This is a genomic window from Rufibacter immobilis (assembly GCF_003721565.1).
GTDB lineage: Bacteria > Bacteroidota > Bacteroidia > Cytophagales > Hymenobacteraceae > Nibribacter > Nibribacter immobilis.
The window spans coordinates 1,031,026-1,048,338 of the sequence record NZ_RJJE01000009.1 but is presented as its reverse complement, the minus strand read 5'-3'; the positions used below and the strand labels follow the sequence as shown (position 1 = coordinate 1,048,338).

General features: G+C 53.0%; 17 protein-coding genes. 10 read left to right on the top strand and 7 right to left on the bottom strand.

Features of this window, described 5'->3' with window-relative positions:
• Nucleotides 1–30 precede the first annotated feature (30 nt).
• The 3 genes from EFA69_RS11520 to EFA69_RS11510 all read left to right on the top strand — a co-directional run bounded on the left by EFA69_RS11520 (nucleotide 31) and on the right by EFA69_RS11510 (nucleotide 4,232).
• Entirely contained in the window at nucleotides 31–1,230 is a 1,200-nt protein-coding gene (locus EFA69_RS11520) for a homogentisate 1,2-dioxygenase (protein WP_123133206.1), read from the top strand.
• A gap of 574 nt (nucleotides 1,231–1,804) precedes the next feature.
• Nucleotides 1,805–3,733 (top strand): tetratricopeptide repeat-containing sensor histidine kinase, encoded by a 1,929-nt coding sequence (locus EFA69_RS11515; RefSeq protein ID WP_221175715.1) that lies wholly within the window; start codon nucleotides 1,805–1,807, stop codon nucleotides 3,731–3,733.
• 118 nt (nucleotides 3,734–3,851) lie between these two features.
• Entirely contained in the window at nucleotides 3,852–4,232 is a 381-nt protein-coding gene (locus EFA69_RS11510) for a co-chaperone GroES (RefSeq protein WP_123133479.1), read from the top strand.
• Between the two features lie 80 nt (nucleotides 4,233–4,312).
• On the opposite strand, the gene EFA69_RS11505 is transcribed toward EFA69_RS11510, so the two are convergent.
• The 6 genes from EFA69_RS11505 to rocD all read right to left on the bottom strand — a co-directional run bounded on the left by EFA69_RS11505 (nucleotide 4,313) and on the right by rocD (nucleotide 10,238).
• Nucleotides 4,313–5,125, bottom strand: a complete 813-nt coding sequence (locus EFA69_RS11505; RefSeq protein ID WP_123133204.1) for a hypothetical protein — start codon at nucleotides 5,123–5,125, stop codon at nucleotides 4,313–4,315.
• Nucleotides 5,126–5,470: 345 nt separating this feature from the next.
• On the bottom strand, nucleotides 5,471–5,998 hold the full coding sequence (locus tag EFA69_RS11500) for a CopD family protein (RefSeq protein WP_123133203.1): 528 nt from the start codon (nucleotides 5,996–5,998) through the stop codon (nucleotides 5,471–5,473).
• A gap of 129 nt (nucleotides 5,999–6,127) precedes the next feature.
• A complete protein-coding gene (locus tag EFA69_RS11495; RefSeq protein ID WP_123133202.1) occupies nucleotides 6,128–6,739 on the bottom strand; it encodes a hypothetical protein in 612 nt (203 codons plus the stop codon).
• A gap of 5 nt (nucleotides 6,740–6,744) precedes the next feature.
• Complete coding sequence (locus EFA69_RS11490; RefSeq protein WP_183906760.1) at nucleotides 6,745–7,563, bottom strand: metallophosphoesterase family protein; 819 nt, start codon at nucleotides 7,561–7,563, stop codon at nucleotides 6,745–6,747.
• Nucleotides 7,564–7,767: 204 nt separating this feature from the next.
• A complete protein-coding gene (gene hemB, locus EFA69_RS11485; protein WP_123133200.1) occupies nucleotides 7,768–8,748 on the bottom strand; it encodes a porphobilinogen synthase in 981 nt (326 codons plus the stop codon).
• A 248-nt stretch (nucleotides 8,749–8,996) separates the two neighbouring features.
• Nucleotides 8,997–10,238: an ornithine--oxo-acid transaminase gene (gene rocD, locus EFA69_RS11480; RefSeq protein WP_123133199.1), complete on the bottom strand. Its 1,242-nt coding sequence runs from the start codon at nucleotides 10,236–10,238 to the stop codon at nucleotides 8,997–8,999.
• 718 nt (nucleotides 10,239–10,956) lie between these two features.
• Between rocD and EFA69_RS11475 the strand changes: the two genes are divergently transcribed.
• The 7 genes from EFA69_RS11475 to rimO all read left to right on the top strand — a co-directional run bounded on the left by EFA69_RS11475 (nucleotide 10,957) and on the right by rimO (nucleotide 16,289).
• Entirely contained in the window at nucleotides 10,957–11,154 is a 198-nt protein-coding gene (locus EFA69_RS11475; protein WP_123133198.1) for a DUF5522 domain-containing protein, read from the top strand.
• A 110-nt stretch (nucleotides 11,155–11,264) separates the two neighbouring features.
• Nucleotides 11,265–11,504 (top strand): 50S ribosomal protein L28, encoded by a 240-nt coding sequence (gene rpmB, locus EFA69_RS11470; protein ID WP_123133478.1) that lies wholly within the window; start codon nucleotides 11,265–11,267, stop codon nucleotides 11,502–11,504.
• An 8-nt stretch (nucleotides 11,505–11,512) separates the two neighbouring features.
• On the top strand, nucleotides 11,513–13,132 hold the full coding sequence (locus EFA69_RS11465; protein ID WP_123133197.1) for an aminopeptidase P N-terminal domain-containing protein: 1,620 nt from the start codon (nucleotides 11,513–11,515) through the stop codon (nucleotides 13,130–13,132).
• A 197-nt stretch (nucleotides 13,133–13,329) separates the two neighbouring features.
• Complete coding sequence (gene rpmG / locus EFA69_RS11460) at nucleotides 13,330–13,518, top strand: 50S ribosomal protein L33 (RefSeq protein ID WP_062543030.1); 189 nt, start codon at nucleotides 13,330–13,332, stop codon at nucleotides 13,516–13,518.
• Nucleotides 13,519–13,520: 2 nt separating this feature from the next.
• Nucleotides 13,521–13,673: a DUF4295 domain-containing protein gene (locus EFA69_RS11455; protein WP_071885388.1), complete on the top strand. Its 153-nt coding sequence runs from the start codon at nucleotides 13,521–13,523 to the stop codon at nucleotides 13,671–13,673.
• A gap of 111 nt (nucleotides 13,674–13,784) precedes the next feature.
• Nucleotides 13,785–14,744 carry a signal recognition particle-docking protein FtsY gene (gene ftsY / locus EFA69_RS11450; RefSeq protein ID WP_123133196.1) on the top strand — a complete coding sequence of 320 codons (960 nt, stop codon included), beginning with the start codon at nucleotides 13,785–13,787 and terminating at the stop codon, nucleotides 14,742–14,744.
• A 231-nt stretch (nucleotides 14,745–14,975) separates the two neighbouring features.
• Complete coding sequence (gene rimO / locus EFA69_RS11445; RefSeq protein ID WP_123133477.1) at nucleotides 14,976–16,289, top strand: 30S ribosomal protein S12 methylthiotransferase RimO; 1,314 nt, start codon at nucleotides 14,976–14,978, stop codon at nucleotides 16,287–16,289.
• 91 nt (nucleotides 16,290–16,380) lie between these two features.
• Here the strand turns inward: rimO and EFA69_RS11440 are convergent, their stop codons facing one another.
• Complete coding sequence (locus EFA69_RS11440; RefSeq protein ID WP_123133195.1) at nucleotides 16,381–17,097, bottom strand: IS1 family transposase; 717 nt, start codon at nucleotides 17,095–17,097, stop codon at nucleotides 16,381–16,383.
• Nucleotides 17,098–17,313: the final 216 nt, after the last annotated feature.

Here is a 17,313-nt window from a genome sequence, read left to right as displayed (position 1 = left end):
TTACCCCATAAGACATTCATTCAAGCAAGTATGGCATATTATCATCGGTTAGGCAATATCCCGCGCAAACGGCATACGCAGTTCAGGCAGCCAGACGGCAGTCTCTACCATGAGCAACTGGTGGGCACGCTGGGCTTCTCCGGGGTTTCCTCGCTGCTGTACCACCAGCACGCGCCCACCAAAATCTCGCGTATTGGGGAGCCGGTGCCGTATGGGCCGGTGCAGTCGGGGGTGCCGCTGGCGCCTTACCATCTGCGTCCGTTCAAGGGGGAAACCACCGGCGAAGATTATCTGAGCGCCCGCAAGACCGTCTTGATGAACAAAGACTGCACCATCTCCATCTGCCTGCCGCGCCAGCGCACCATGGACTATTTCTACAAGAATGCCTTAGCAGATGAGATTGTGTTCATCCATGAAGGCTCTGGGGAACTGCTGTCGCAGATGGGGCGCCTGGAAGTGGAAGCCGGTGACTATGTGGTCATTCCCAGAACCATCATTCACCAGTGGAAGTGGAACGAAGGCCCGGTGCGGCTCCTCATCACAGAAAGCTTCAGCCCGGTGGAAACGGTGCGCCGCTACCGCAACCACTTTGGGCAACTGCTAGAACACTCGCCCTACTGCGAACGCGACATCAGGCCACCGCATGAGCTGTTCCTTGACAATACACCCGGTGATTACTTAGTGCAGATTAAGAAAGAGGGCTTTCTCCACCAGTACCACTATGATTTCTCCCCGCTGGATGTGGTGGGCTGGGATGGGTATTTCTATCCGTATGCGTTCTCCATCCATGATTTTGAGCCCATTACCGGCCGCATTCACCAGCCACCGCCCGTGCACCAGACCTTTGAGACGCAAGGCTTTGTGGTTTGCTCCTTCGTGCCCCGGTTGTTCGATTACCATCCGCAGGCCATTCCGGCCCCGTACAACCACTCCAACGTAGACTCAGACGAGATTCTGTATTACGTGGCCGGTAACTTCATGAGCCGCAAAGGCATTGACATTGGGTCTTTCACCATACATCCCAGCGGCATCCCGCATGGGCCGCACCCGGGTACGGTGGAGGCCAGCATCGGCAAGAAGGAAACCCATGAGCTGGCGGTCATGATTGACACATTCAAACCCCTGTACCTCACCACCGACGCCCTGGAGTTCCTGGACCAGAACTATCCCATGAGCTGGAACCCAGACGTAGCCCCGCAAGCTCCCCGGCCCGCCGATCTGATGGATTAACAGTTTGGTGCCAATTCCGGAAAAACGGCCGCTAAACGCCTATAGCTGCAACGTCTTCTATCCCATAAGAAGCGGGCAGTTATAGGCGTTTTGTTTTACCCAATCATTTATTCCAGAGAGACAATTAAGCACCTCTGCATTGAGGGGTGTGTTTAGGGGCTCTTTTTCCCAAATCTGCCCCAAACCAGGCATCTGTTGGGGAGTGCTGCCGCATTGGGAGCACTCTCTGCCTGCCCAGAAAGGAGGGGCAGGCAAAACCTTTTCTCGCCTGGTTGGTTATTTTACTGCTGAGGTTTTTAGTGGACTTTAATATGAATTAATCTTATTTATTTGATTTTAGCAATAAAGGTATTGGATGTTGCTGCTGTGTGATAGTAGTTGACTTATTTTGTTGTTACCTTTGTTTTGTGATTCATTTGGTTGAATTACAGTAGTATAAAATATAGGTTGGTTTCTTTTGATGTTTAAGAGCGGTAGTTTATCCTTCCCCCTGGATCTGCTCTGTTAATTTAACTATTTAATGATGCGTTGGGTGTTGATTGCCGCCTTGTGGGGGGGCTTATGGGGAGGGAGTATGGTCTCTGCGGAGGCCAAGGTAGCGGGGGAGAAACAGAAGCTAACCATAGAGGCAGAAGCTAAAGTAGACTCATTGAATGAATTGGCCTTTGAGCTAAAGCGGCATGATGTAGACAAAGCGCTGTCACTGTTGAACGATGCCCTGTATCTGGCAAAAACACACCACTATACCAAAGGGGAAGCCACGTCTTATCTATATGAAGCCGGAATTTACCGGCAGAACGGCTATTCTAAGCGGGCGCTTTCCCTGTTCACCAAAGCGCTGCAGATCAGTCACGGCATCAAAGACACGTTCAATATAGCGCGGGCCAAGGCGCAGATTGCCAGCGCCCTGAAAGAAGCCAATGAACTCCAGAAAGCTGAAAACCTTTACAAGGAGGCATTGCAGGCCTTTATGGCGCTGGAGAAATGGAAGGATGTCATCAATGTGAGAAACAACATGGGGCTTCTGGAGTTGCAGCAAAAGGACTACGTTCAGTCTGAAGCCTATATTCTACAGGCGCTGGCAGAAAGCAACAAGAGGGGCTACGCCTATGGTGTTAAGAAGTCTTACTTTCATTTGGGATTGCTCTACCTGCAAAAAGGGGAACTCGCCAAGGCGAAACGCTTCTTCACCAGCGCCCAGCAACTGGATTTAAAATCAAACGACAAATATGGGATTTCCCTGGCTAGTAGTAAGTTGGCTATAACGGCCAGCCGGGAAGGCCACCATGAGGAAGCCATCCGCCAGGCTCTGACTGCTTTGCAGTCTGCCAAGGCGATCAATGCCTCCCAACTGGAAATGGAAGCCATTCATACGCTTACGGAGGTGTACAAAGGGCAGCAGAATTGGGTGAAGGTGGTAGAGTGGCAGGATTCGCTTGTGGACAAGGGTGCCCAGCTTTTTGAGCAGGAGAGGTCCTATGCCATCAACTTTCTGGACATTCTGAAGCAGAAGCAGGAGCAGCAGCTGGCGTATGAGAAAGCGGCGCTGCTGGCCAGCCAGAAAGCCAAAACCGCCAATTACCTTCTGGGGGTGGTGGTAACTATCTTGGTGGCCTTGGGCATGATCGCCTACCTGTGGTACCGGAACTACCACATCGCCAAGAAGACCAGCAAGGAACTAAAGGCGAAGAATGAAGTCATTGAAAAACATTCTACCGCCTTAAACGCTTTGAACAAAGACATCACACAGCAAAACCAGAGTCTGGAGGAAGCAAACCAGATGAAGAACAAGCTGCTGTCTATTCTTTCCCACGACCTGCGCGGCCCCCTGGCCAATACCAAAGGCATTCTGGAACTCATCAACAGAGGGGCCCTGAGCCCGGAAAAGTCCGCGGCGGTTCTCAAGGAGCTGGAGAAGCAGTACATGCGGTCATTGTCATTGCTGGAGAACCTGCTGTTCTGGATCAAAAGCCAGATGAAAGGCGGCTCCATCAAACCAGAGATCCTGAATATAAGACAGATGCTCAGTGAGGTGATCTATGAACAGGAAATAGCGTACCGGAACAAACAGATCACGGTTCTGAACGAGGTGGCCCCAGAGCTGGAAGTCACCGCCGACGATGAAATGCTGAAAGTAGTCTTCCGCAACCTGTTGTCTAACGCCATCAAGTTCACGAAAGCCGGCGGCGAAATTATGGTTTCCTCGGCGGTAGGAGAGCAGGTCATGGTGAAAATAAAAGACCAGGGCGTAGGAATCAGTGAAGAGGCCTTGCGTAAGATAAGAGGGAAAAAGTACTTTACCACCAACGGCACCGAGAATGAGGGGGGCAGCGGTTTCGGGCTTATGATCTGCGAAGAACTCATCCAGAGGAACGGCGGTGAGCTGGAGGTGGAGAGTACCGTAGGCAAGGGCTCGCTGTTCACGGTGAAGTTGCCGGCCTCCAGCTCAGAAGACCATCGCCATCTGGCAGAGGCATACACCGGCAACAGCAACAGACTGTGATTTTCAAGAGAGACAGGCAAGGGCCGAAGCGCACTGACTTTAGAGGATATTAATTCTGTGGCGTTGTACCTCTCTGCTGTTTTATCTTTGCCGTTAGTACCAAAACCTCATGAACCATATGCGCGAAGACTCACCTGCCCATAAATTACAGAAACTGATTGTAGTAGGAGACCGGCTGCTCATTAAACCCAAATCGGCGAAGGAGCAGACCCGGAGTGGCCTGTTTCTGCCGCCCGGCGTGCAGGAGAAAGAGAAAGTGCAGGAAGGCTACGTGATGCGCGTAGGCCCCGGATACCCCATCCCCGCCGATTATGGCCTGGACGACGAACTCTGGAACCATGACGAAAAGGAGCAGGTGCGGTACCTCCCGCTACAGGCCCGCGAAGGCGACCTGGCCATCTACCTGCAGCGCGACGCCGTGGAAATCAACTACCTGGGCGATAAATATTTCATAGTACCCCAATCTGCGGTGCTGCTGCTGGAGAGGGAAGAAGAATAAAGACTTTGCCCGACGGTCTTTCCGTTTAGGGGCTGTTTTTCCAAAAACAGCCCCTAAACGCTTTTAGGAGGATGGTGCGGTTACCAGATGAAAACAGGAACTCCTCTGGTGTCATAGGTGAGTTGCCAGCTCCTTTTGTTGCCGTAGGTGGTGGTATTGGAGTAAGTCTCAAAAATTTTGACTTGATAAGTAGTAAAATTATTCTTGGAAAGTGAGCGGTAGAAAGAGTCGTCAAACATGAACAGTGCCTGAAATGGGTTTGGGGCAGTGTCATAACCTCCAAACATTTCGGTTTTAACCTGAATGATTTCCTTAGGGGTATAGGAGTCTTTTGAATATTCCCTTGTCTCTACCTCTGCCAGGTTGCCTGCCGCGTCAAACCTGAAGTATTTGGTGTTTTCCTTTCTGCTGTTCCCAGAAACGAAGACCCTGTAGGTGCTCAGGCTGTCAAGTCTCGCGTTGCTATAATGATAGCGCACTGAGTCATGGCCGTTGCGGGTACTTAATTTGAGTACTCTGTATTCAATCTGGTTTGCCCCAGCGAGTTTTAAAAGGGTTTCAGATTCAATAACTTCTACTTCTGGGTGGGAAGAACGGGGTAAAATCCGGATGGTGTTGTTTTGGTACAGAACGGTGTCAAACATATATCTCTCAGCAGGAGGGCAGGGGGGAAAGGTACACCCAACTATCCAGTGACGCTTAAGGGGTTTGTGGCGGGCGTCATATTTAAGTGTGAAGACTTTAGGGTGGTTGCCTATGGCGGCGTCTTCATACATATTAACCGTAAAATACGGCGAGTATTCCTCCACCAGAAATACCGGTGCCACGTCCTCTTTGCTGCAACCAAAAAGGAGGTAGGGAATGATGCAGATGAGGAAGAGTTTCCTGGTCATGGAGAAATAAGTTTATCTGTGAACCTGATGGGATGCATGGCCTGCTCACTTCTGGTAAAGGCATTTCATCCTGATAATAATAAGGACTTTAAACGATAAAAACAGAATTTGCCACCCGCCTTCTTAAGGGTAAGAAAGCTGTAGCTCCTGAAGAATAGGGAGGACTGACTTGCTAAAGATTCAAACCACCCATTTGTTGTGAGCCAACCACCACAGCTTATAGCCCTCCAATCCTGCCCCGGAAAGCTGGTTTGTGTCTGAAGCTGTAGGGCTGGTTTGGTGCTTTTTCTGGAAAAACAGCCCCTAAACACTTTTATGGCAATGGCGGTGCCTAGCCTAGCGGCCTCAGGCCTTTCTAAGCTTCTTGTAGACCATGATGGCGGCCATGAGCAGTACAGATAGGCCAACGAAACCCAGCACGCCCCAGGTGGCGCTCAAGCCGTTTTTCAGGACCACCAGAAACACAATGCTCACCAGAAATAGCGTGGCCACTTCGTTCCAGATGCGGAGGGTGGTGGAGCTTTGCTTAATTTCGCCGCGCTGGTGCTGTTTGAAAATGCGGTGGCAGTATAGGTGGTAGGCCAGCAAGCCCGCCACAAAGCCCAGCTTGATCCAGAGCCAGGTAGGGATGGGCGTGTAGTAATGCAGCAGGCTTAGCCCCATGATGACCGTAATTACCGCCGATGGCCACGTTATGCCGTACCACAGCCGTTTCTGCATGAGCGCGAACTGCCGCTGCAGAATGGTTTTCTCCGGTTCAGGTTTGGCCGCGGTCTCGGCGTAATACACAAACAGCCGCACAATATAGAACAAGCCGGCAAACCAGGTCACCACAAAAATGATGTGCAACGATTTCAGGTAAGAGTAACTCATAACGGCTTCTGCTAAGGAAAACAATCTGTATACGCGGCTGCAAAAATGGCAGAACAAAGCGTATAAACCTACTTCTGACACCGCGTTGCGTTTAGCGGCTCTTTTTCTGGAAATAGCCCCAAACCAGCGTTACAGCTTCAGGCGCAGGCCCAGGGCCAGGTTCAGGATGTCCGGCACGGAGATGCCCTTGTTCCGGTACTTATCCACAATCATGACATCGCTGGTGCCAATCTCAGCATAGAACTCGCCGTAGAGCGGGCGGGCGTGGCCTTTGAACGTTCGGCCCACAGAGGAGCCCACAAACGGCAAGATGCGGGTGGCGGTGGGCCAGATGTAGTAGCCTTCGGGGTATTTCTTGGGGAAAAACGTCTCAAACTGCTCGCCAATGGTCATGCTAATGCCCGCGCCCGCCTTGATCCAGCTGATCTTGAAGTCTCTGTACAGCGGTTTGGGGTGCGATTGATAGTAGACTCTGGTGGTAAACGTGTGGGTGGTGTTCTTGAAGCCGTAATTGGGCGTGAAACCGTACATGATCTCGGCGTTGGTGCGGTCATGCCGGCCAAAGTCATAGCCCACGCCCGCCGCCAGAATCCCAATTAGCCCCGCGTGCTGCATGACCAAATAATCTGGGGCGTACCATTTGTTTTTAGGCCGATCTTCCTTCAGGGAGTCTTGTTGCGCAGACGCCGCGAACGGGCAGGAGAGGGAAAGCAGCAGGCAAAGAGTAAAAAAAGAGCGCATAGAGTCTAGAATTCTATTTTTTCAAAGGTTGCCTGGGTTCCTGTTACCGTTACCAGCACGTAGCTGCGCTTGAGGGCGGCCGCGGTGGTCACGTACTTTATGCCGTCTTTGTAGAGCTCTCTGGCCTGGTAGTTATGCGTGTGACCTTGCAAGGAAAGCCGTACGTTGTACTGGCGCATGAGGCGGGCGTAATTTTCTTCCTGGTTGGGGTTGGCTTCGCTGTTCTCCGGGCTAATGTGGGAGAGCACGAATTTGTTGGCAATGGAGGCGGGCGTCTGCAGTTCTTGCTCCAGCCAGCTCATGTTGGGCACGCTCTCATCAAACTCCAGGAAGTTGGTGTTCAGGAAAATGAACTTGTGGGGCCCCAGGGTGAAGGAATAGTCCAACGGCCCGTACATCTCTTTGTAAAGCTTGTCGCCGTCGCCCAGGCAGTCATGGTTGCCGATGACGGTGAGGTATGGCATCTTAAGCTTAGATAAAGCGCGGTGCATGCGCTCAAACTCATCGGTGAAAGCGTAATTGGTGAGGTCGCCGGCGTGCAGCACAAACGCAATGTCGCGGGAGTTCATGTCTTTCACCATGTCCTCGGTTTCGGCAAAGTACCCCTGGGTGTCGCCAGTGAGGGCGAAGCGAAGCGGCGTTAGCGGGTTGCTGTACTGCGTCTCCAGCGCCTTAATTCGGTCAAGGTTTTGGGCGGTGAGGTTTTTGTACTCCAGGTTGCCCGCGTACGGGTGGTATTCAAAGGCCTCGCAGGCAGATAGAACTAAAAGTAGCAGGAGCGGGGCCAGCCACTTCTGGATGCGTGGCAGGTGCTTTGTCTTCATGGAGTGTGTGGTGTCTGGATGGTCTTTTCCCTTACTTATTTCAAGAACAAGGGTTGCTGCCCGATTGTTTTTATTCCTGCAATGCCTCCCTGTCAGCCCTGAATGGTCTGAAGAGCATCCATAAAAAAATAGCAGGAAACCCATGGGGCTTCCTGCTATTTTGCGTTTAGGGGCTGTTTTTGGAAAAAGATCCCCTAAACAGGATTAGCGTTTGATGTACTGGGCAAACTCCTTGGCAAAGTACGTGAGGATGATGTCTGCACCGGCGCGTTTCATGCTCAGGAGGGTTTCCAGCATGATTTTCTCACCGTCAATCCAGCCATTCTGGGCGGCGGCTTTCACCATGGCGTACTCGCCGCTCACGTTGTAGGCGGCAATAGGCAGGTGCGAGTTCTCGCGGAGCAGCTTGATGATGTCCAGGTAAGACAGCGCGGGCTTCACCATGAGGTAATCGGCGCCTTCCAGAATATCCAGCTCGGCCTCAAGGAGGGCTTCGCGGCTGTTGGCGGGGTTCATCTGGTAGGTTTTCTTGTCGCCGTGCTTGGGCGCCGACTCCAGAGCGTCACGGAACGGGCCGTAGAAGCCGCTGGCGTACTTGGCGGTGTAGCTCATGATGGCCACGTTGGTGAAGGCGTGCTTGTCCAGGATCTGGCGGATGTGCGCCACCCGGCCATCCATCATGTCTGAGGGGGCCACAATGTCGGCACCGGCCTGGGCTTGCGCCAGGGCCATCTGGCCCAGCACCTCCAGAGAGGCGTCGTTCAGGATTTCGCCGTTGTCCACAATGCCGTCATGGCCGTCTGAGCTGTAAGGGTCCATGGCTACGTCAGTGACCAGGACAATGTCAGAGAACTGGCGCTTCAGCTCAGAGATGGCCTTCAGGTACAGCCCCTCGGGGTTCTTGCTTTCCTGGGCGAAGCGGTCTTTTTTCTCCTCCGCAATGTTGGGGAACGGCGCAAACGTTTTGATGCCAAGTTCCACGCAGGCGCCCACTTCGTCTACCAGACGGTCTAGGCTGAAGCGGGAAATACCGGGCATGGACGGAATGGCTTGCGCCACGTTCTGGCCTTCGGTCACAAATATGGGGTAAATGAGGTCGTGTAGGGTGAGGTGATTTTCCTGTACCAAGTCTCTAACCACTTGAGACTTGCGGTTCCGGCGGGGCCGGTGGGTTAAATGGTTCATAGCAGCTAATAGGTTACGGCAGGCTAATTCCCGGTTCAGGGGCGGCCTGCTGCTGATACAACAAAGGGGCTTGGGAAATAGTGTTCTGCGGAGACGTTTTTTTCTGCGCCGGTTCATTTCCCTGCCCGGGCGCAAAGGTACGGCGCATAGTTTTCAGATGCTACCGCGCCCTAGAAAGAAGCCAAAGAGCCCCTAAACAGAGAAAGCTGCGCCAATTCATGCAGCCTTCTCCGTTTAACCCGCGGTGCTTAAAACTCGGCCAGCGTTTTCTCAATAATGTCGCAGCACTCGTTCAATTGCTCTTCTGTGATGACCAGGGGCGGCGCGAACCGGATGATGTCGCCGTGGGTGGGTTTGGCCAGCAGGCCGTTCTCCATCAGTTTCACGCAGACATCCCAGGCGGTGCGGCCATCTGGGGTGGGCTTGATGATGACGGCGTTGAGCAGGCCGCGGCCGCGCACCAGGCTCACCAGTTCTGGATGGCGGTCTTTGAGTTGGTTCATGCGGGTCCTGAAGATCTCGCCCAGGCGCAAGGCGTTCTCCGTGAGGTTTTCGTCCTGAATCACCTGAAGGGCGGCCACGGCTACGGCGCAGGCCAAAGGATTGCCGCCAAACGTGGAGCCGTGCTCGCCGGGCTGGATGCAGAGCATGATGTGGTCATCGGCGAGAGCCGCCGAAACCGGCAGAACGCCCCCGGAAAGGGCCTTGCCCAGAATCAGGATATCGGCTTTCACGCCGTCGTAGTGGGAGGCCAGCAGTTTGCCGGTGCGGCCAATGCCGGTCTGGATCTCGTCAATGATGAGCAGCACGTTGTATTTCTCGCACAGTGCCTTGGCCTGGGCCAGATACCCGTTGGAGGGCACCACTACGCCCGCCTCGCCCTGGATGGGCTCCACCAGAAACGCGCAGATGTGGGCATTCTCCTGCAAGGCCTGCTCCAGGGCGCCCAGGTTGTCATAGGGCAGCACTTTATACCCCGGCATGTACGGCCCGAAGCCCGCGGTGCTGCTGGGGTCTGTGGAGAAGGAAATGATGCCCGTGGTGCGGCCGTGGAAGTTGTGTTCGGCTACCAGAGTCTGGGCCTCGTGCGGCGGAATGCCTTTCTCTTTATAGCCCCATTTGCGGGCCAGTTTGAGGGCTGTTTCCACAGCTTCGGCCCCGGAGTTCATGAGCAGCGCCTTGTCATACCCGAAGAGCTGGGTCAGGTACTTTTCGGCCAGGCCCAGTTTGTCATTGTAGAACGCGCGGGACGTGAGCGTGAGCTGCTGCGCCTGCTGCGTTAAAGCCCCTATGATGCTTGGATGGCAATGGCCCTGGTTCACGGCGCTGTACGCCGAGAGGAAGTCATAATACCGTTTGCCTTCCACATCCCAGAGGAATACGCCTTCGCCGCGGCTCAGGACCACCGGCAGCGGATGGTAGTTGTGGGCACCGTACTGGTCTTCTAGGGCAATGGCCTCTTGGCTGGAGATGCTGGTGGAAGTAGTCATATAGGTTGATGTTTTTAGTGAACGGAAAGACGCGGCCTCCATGGCTAAACATACGGGAAACACGGCTCTCTGAGATAAAAGTAAAGAAAAGTCTTCAAAGCCTAAGCTTCCAAAGCCCCAGACGCGCCGCCCGCCGTTTAGCGGCCGATTTTCCAAAAACAGCCTCTAAACAGCCTGGGCAGCGAAGAGTCCTGAGTTCTGAGTTTTTAGTCTGCACCTATATAGAAGAAACTGGCGCGAGACCGAAGGCTTGTGAAAAAGGATGAAGCGAATCTGGAGACTCACCGAGAACCACCGGCCGGAACACAGGAGTCCGGAGACTCCACTCATCCATCGGCACGAGTCTGGAGACTCGCGCCATGCCATCATTAGTTTCAAACTGGAACTGCTCTTACTACCCGCACCCTTTCCAGTCTTTCCCTAGAGCGCCTCGCTTGTGGCCAAAGAAAGGAAGAAGCTAAGCACAAGCTGCATTCACATGGCCGCAAGGGCTTGCGAGAGGGGAAGACGGGGCCCCGCGGCCGTGAGCGCTTACCGGAATGGATGAAACAACACAGCATTTAAAACAATAGAAAAACAAACGAGCCAAGGCAACAGCCGAGAAAAGGTGTTGCTAACCCAACAGGCGTTTAAGGGCTGTTTTCAGAAAAACAGGCTCTAAACACCTAAAATCAATCCCAGACTTTCCTGCTAACCCACGGTCCCTTATCTTTGCGGCATGAAGCCAAAACCGCTGCCGCTGGAGCCCGGCGACTATTACTTCAATGAGCAGGGGCTAATGGTTTTCACGGAGCAGTACCACCGCCGGCGTGGCTATTGCTGCCGGAGCGGCTGTCTGCATTGCCCCTACGGTTACCGGAAAAAGGGCCCAAACAACCCCGAAACCGGAAGTGACACCACGGGTAAAACCGGATAAAGGGCTTCTGAAGAACAGGTTAAAGAAAAAAGTTAGGGGGTGGGGTTGACATTCCATAACTTTTTATGGATATTTGCATCCCTTTTGAAATAAACGATACTAAAGATAAAATGGCACGAGTTTGTGATTTAACCGGTAAAAGAGTGCAGGTGGGTAACCGCGTTTCGCACGCTAACAATAAAACCAAGCGTAGATTCTACCCTAACTTACAGAAGAAGCGTTTCTACATCCCAGAAGAAGATGCTTGGGTAACTTTGAAAGTTTCTACGTCTGCCCTGCGCAACATCTCTAAAAACGGTATCTCTGCCGTATTGAAGAAAGCCAAAGAAGACGGTTTCATCGTTTACTAGTCTCTGCCATGAAGGCTCTGCGACACCTTTGTTTATCATTGCTTGTGTCGCTGCCGTTGGGCGTGGCCGCGCAATCTACCGGCCCCGACAAACCAGCGGATTTCCTGAGTAAAGAATTTCACCGGCAACGGAGAGAGGCTCTGCGGCAACAGCTGCCAGCCAACTCCGTTGCCGTTTTGTTTTCTAACCCCATCCGGAACCGGGCCAACGACGTGGATTTCCATTTCCACCAGCACCCCGATTTCTACTACCTCACCGGCTACCGGGAGCCTAACGCCGTGCTGCTGCTGTTCTCTGAGCAACACGTGATCAACGGCGTGGCCACCGATGAAGTGTTCTTCGCGCAGCCCCGCAACCCGCAGCAAGAGTCCTGGACCGGCAAGCGTCTGGGCGAGGAAGGAGTGAAGCAGCATCTGGGTCTTGCGTATGCCCTGCCCGCCACGGCTTTCGCCAATTTCAAGTTAGACACGGCCGCTTTCCAGCAGATTCTCTTCCTGGACCTACCCCACGACCTTCGCAATGATCCGCGGGACCAGGCTGATCTGCATGATCTGGTGGCGCAGTTCAAACAGAAGATCGGGTTAAAGTCTGGTCAGGACCTGGGGCATCTGGCGCTCTACAATGTCATCAAAGCGTATGATGCGCAGGCCGGTGAGCGTGTGCAGCAACAGGTGCAACGCCAAATGGCCGCTAACCCGGCGCTGCAAAACAACGCCTTCCTGAAAAGCTACGTGGCGGCCAAAGATGCGGCCGGTAGGGCCGCAGTGGTAGGCAAAATGCCCAAAGAGAAGTTAGATCTCTCCACGCTGGAAGGCGTGTTGAGTGGTCTACGCGAAGTGAAAACCCCGGAGGAGATGAAGCTTCTCCGCAAAGCGGTGGCTATGTCGGCGGTTGGGCAGTTGGAGGTCATGAAAGCCATGCATCCCAACATGTCTGAGACCGAGGTGCAGGGCATCCATGAATACGTCTACAAGAAGTACGGGGCAGAGTATGAGGGCTATCCGTCTATTGTGGGCGGCGGCAACAACGGCTGTATTCTGCATTACATTGAAAATGAAAAGCCCAAGCTGGGCAATGAACTAGTTTTGATGGACCTGGGCGCGGAGTACCACGGCTACACCGCCGACGTGACCCGCACCATTCCGGCTAACGGGAAGTTCACCGAGGCCCAGCGGCAGATTTATGAGATTGTGTACGCGGCCCAGGAAGCGGCTTTCAAAGAGTGCAGGGTAGGCAATGCCTTCAACGCTACCAATACGGTGGCGCAAAGAGTGCTGGCGGAGGGATTGGTGAAGCTGGGCATCATAAAAACACCAGAAGAGGCGCGCCGCTACACCATGCACGGCGTGTCGCACTACCTGGGGTTGGATGTACATGATAGGGGCACCTATGGCGCGTTTAAGCCCAATACCGTGATCACGGTGGAGCCAGGCATCTACATTCCGGAAGGCAGCCCCTGTGATAAGAAATGGTGGGGCATAGGCGTGCGCATTGAGGATGATGTGCTCATCACGGAGAAAGGCTGGGAGAACCTCTCAGCCGGGGCTCCGCGCACCGTCAAAGACATTGAGGCCGCCATGGCGCAACCCAGTCCGCTGGATCAGTTCAAACTGCCAGAGTTGAAGTAGGCATCTGGTGGGAGTAGGCCGTAACCAGAAGCAGCCTGTTTAGGGGCTTATTTAAGGAAAAGAGCCGCTAAACAGGCTGCGGTAACTGCCGCAGAAGAGGTTGCTGTAGAGGGTAGGCACAAAATTCTTGTAATCAATTTGTAATTCAACAACTAAGGCTGTATATTTGCAGTCCTAAATAAAAAATCAACTTCGCGATGGCAAAGAAAGCTAAAGGCAATAGAGTTCAGGTGATTTTGGAGTGCACTGAGCAGAAAAACTCCGGCGTACCTGGCATGTCTCGGTATATCACTACCAAAAACAGAAAGAACACTCCTGAGCGCCTGGAGATGAAGAAGTTCAACCCTTTCATGAAGAAAGTAACTGTACATAAAGAAATTAAATAACCATGGCTAAGAAAGTAGTTGCAACCCTGAAAACCGCTACCGGTAAAGACTGGGCTAAGGTAATCAAAGCGGTAAAGTCTCCTAAGACCGGTGCTTATACCTTTAGAGAAGAAATGGTGCCTGTGGACCAAGTTCAGGACGCCCTGAAAAAATAATTGCCTTATATCGCTTTATGATATACCTGTAAAAGTCCCTCCATACGCGGGACTTTTTTGGTATTCTGCCCTTTTTAAATAATTCTTACATCCAGTAGCACCCTAACCGCTATGGCACTTTTTGGTTTCTTTAGTAAAGACAAAAAAGAATCTCTGGACAAAGGTCTGGAGAAAACCAAGACCAGCTTCTTTGACCAACTCAGCAAAGCCGTGGTGGGCAAGTCAAAGGTAGACGAAGAGGTGCTGGATGAACTGGAGACCGTGCTGGTGCACGCAGACGTAGGAATTGGCACTACCGTGAAGATCATTGAGCGCATTGAGAAACGCGTGGCCCGCGACAAGTACGTAGGCACCTCAGACCTGGACAAGATCCTGCGCGAAGAGATCATGGACCTCATGGAAGAAAACAAAGGAGGCGTGGCCGCCGATTTCAGCCTTCCTGATACGGGCGGAAACCCGTACGTAATCATGGTAGTAGGCGTGAACGGTGTGGGCAAAACCACCACCATTGGCAAACTGGCCTCGCAGTTCCACAAAGCGGGCAAGAAAGTAGTGTTGGGGGCCGGTGACACCTTTAGAGCCGCCGCCGTGGACCAGCTCAAAATCTGGGGCGATCGCGTGGGCATTCCCGTGATTGATCACGGCATGAACACAGACCCCGCCTCGGTGGCGTATGACGCCGTGAAGAAAGGCGTGGAAATGAACGCAGATGTAGTCATCATTGACACCGCCGGACGTCTGCACACCAAAGTAGGCCTCATGAACGAGCTCTCCAAGATCAAGCGCGTGATGCAGAAAGTGATTGAAGACGCGCCGCAGGAAGTATTGCTGGTTTTGGACGGCAGCACCGGCCAGAACGCCGTGATTCAGGCCCGCGAATTCACCAAAGCGACCGAGGTAACCGCACTGGCCGTCACCAAGCTGGACGGAACTGCCAAGGGCGGCGTGATCATTGGCATCTCAGACGAGTTCAAGATTCCGGTGAAGTACATTGGTGTGGGTGAGCGTGTGGAAGACCTGCAGGTATTTGATAAGCGCGAGTTCGTGGACTCCCTTTTCTCTAAGAAATAGCTTTCCCGTTTAGGGGCTGTTTTTTCAAAAACAGCCCCTAAACGCAAACCTTAATTCTAACGTCAGGCTTCCGGAGAACAGAGCGCCAGAACATCGGCGTGCGCCGAAGACCAGTTCTGTTTGCTGAAGAAGCTCCCGCTCCCTTAAGATTTTTCATTTTATACGGCACCAAGTAAACCAATTACCGCTGCTTGGTTGTTGCTCCTCTACATAAGTTTCCAAGACAGGCACGTGAAAGTAAGATCGCTTAAAAAAGACAAATACAACGTTATCACGCTGGGTTGCTCCAAAAACCTGGTAGACTCTGAAGTACTCATGGGCCAGTTGCGCGCCAACGACCGTGACGTGGTGCATGACTCAGAGAAAGATGACGCCAACATCATCATCGTGAACACCTGCGGCTTCATTGACAACGCCAAGCAGGAGTCTATTGACACCATTCTGCGCTACGCCGATGCCAAAGAGGCTGGCGCTATTGATAAATTGTACGTGACGGGCTGTCTCTCCCAGCGCTACAAAGACTCTCTAGAAGAAGAGATTCCGCAGGTAGACGCTTACTTCGGGACGCTGGAGTTGCCGCAACTCCTGAAAACCCTGGAAGCCAACTACCAGCACGAGCTCATCGGTGAGCGCCTGCTCACCACGCCCAAGCACTACGCCTACTTCAAAATCGCCGAAGGCTGTAACCGCCCCTGTTCCTTCTGCGCCATCCCGCTTATGCGCGGCAAGCACGTAGACCGCCCTATGGAGAGTCTGGTGCAGGAAGCCACCCGCTTGGCCAACATGGGCACCAAAGAACTCATCCTTATTGCCCAGGATTTGACGTATTACGGCCTGCAGCACTACGGGGAGCGCAAGTTAGCCGAGCTATTGCAGCGCCTCTCAGACGTGAACGGCATTGAGTGGATACGCATGCAGTACGCCTACCCCAGTCAGTTCCCGATGGATGCCTTGGATGTGATGGTGGAGCGTGAGAACATCTGCAAGTACTTAGATATGCCGTTGCAGCATATCTCAGACAACATGCTCAAGACCATGCGCCGCGGTATCTCTAAGCGCCGTACCCTGGAACTGGTAGACACCATCCGGCAACGGGTGCCGGACATCGCGCTAAGAACTACGTTGATTGCCGGTCACCCCGGCGAGACGCAGCAGGACTTTGAGGAGATGTACCGCTGGGTAGAAGAAACCCGCTTCGACCGCCTGGGCATCTTCACCTACAGCCACGAGGAGAATACCCATTCCCACACGCTGGAAGACAACGTGCCCGATGAGGTGAAACAAGAGCGCGCCGATGCCATCATGGAACTGCAGCAGGGTATTTCTATGGAACTGAACGAGGCAAGGGTGGGGCAGACCTATAAAGTACTCTTTGACCGCAAGGAAAGCGGCTACTTCGTGGGCCGTACCCAGTATGATTCCCCTGAGGTAGACAATGAAGTACTGGTGCCCGCCACAGACACCTATGTACGCTTAGGCGATTTCGCCAACGTAAGAATCACCGATTCCTCAGACTTTGACCTGTACGGCGAAGTAGTGCAGTAACTGGTTTAGGCCTATTTCCAGAAAAAGAGCCGCTAAACGCAATATTGGAAAGCTCCACGGGTAAGCAACCTGTGGAGCTTTCGGTAGTGGTTTAAAAAGTATGATGCTTGGCTTTACGCCTGTTACGATAGTTGAACATCAAGTCAAGAGCCGCTAGGTGGTTTTCTTTCTTTTTGGAGAAGCAGGTGGTCTTTCTCACGAACCTTCTGTTCCTGGCCCTGATACTGGTGTTCACGCCTTCTATGTTCTTGGTGTGGGCTTTCCCCACGGTGTGCTTTTCCGGCGGCGGCACTTTGGCGAAAGCCTTCCAGTGGTCGGTGCAGTATTCATCTATCTCCACGCCTTCGGGCTTGCTGAGCAACTCCCGCACGGTTTTGGCGCTTCTGCCGCCGCAGCTGTAGGCCAGTATCTCATCTTTTTGCGGGCTGTAGGCATACAACAACCAGTACTTGCCTTTCTTTCGTTTGCCTACATAGCTCCATGCCTCATCTATCTGAACCGATGCGTAGTGCCTCTCGGCCGGTTGGATGCAAATCTTGCCCGCATGCCTGCACAAGTTATCCAGGACGCACTTTCTGCTTATGCCGAGCGCCTCTGCTGTGTCCCTGACGCCGCTGTTGCGCTCCAAAAGCCGCACCGCCAGCTGCCTTACGGTTGGGTCTGCCCCTCTGTTCCGGTACTGTGGCAGAAACTGCTTCCCGCAACTGCGGCATAGCAAGTTTTGCCGCCCATTCCTTTTCTTTCCGTTTCTTACCACCTTGCTGCTCTGGCAGTGGGGGCAGTTTGTCTTGATGAGAATCTCGCACATTCCATCTCCTTAAACCCTTCGCTGCCAGCTTTTATCCCATCATACTTTTCAAACCACTACCCCACCCTGTGCTTTGTTTAAATTCATTTTGCTCTTCTGTAGACATCTGTTTCAAAACTACTTTGAGAGTGAACCCTTGGCAAACAAGAAATAGCGCAAAGGCCTCATCTACTCCATAAAGACGGACAAAGGCGTTTAGCGGCTCTTTTTCCGGAA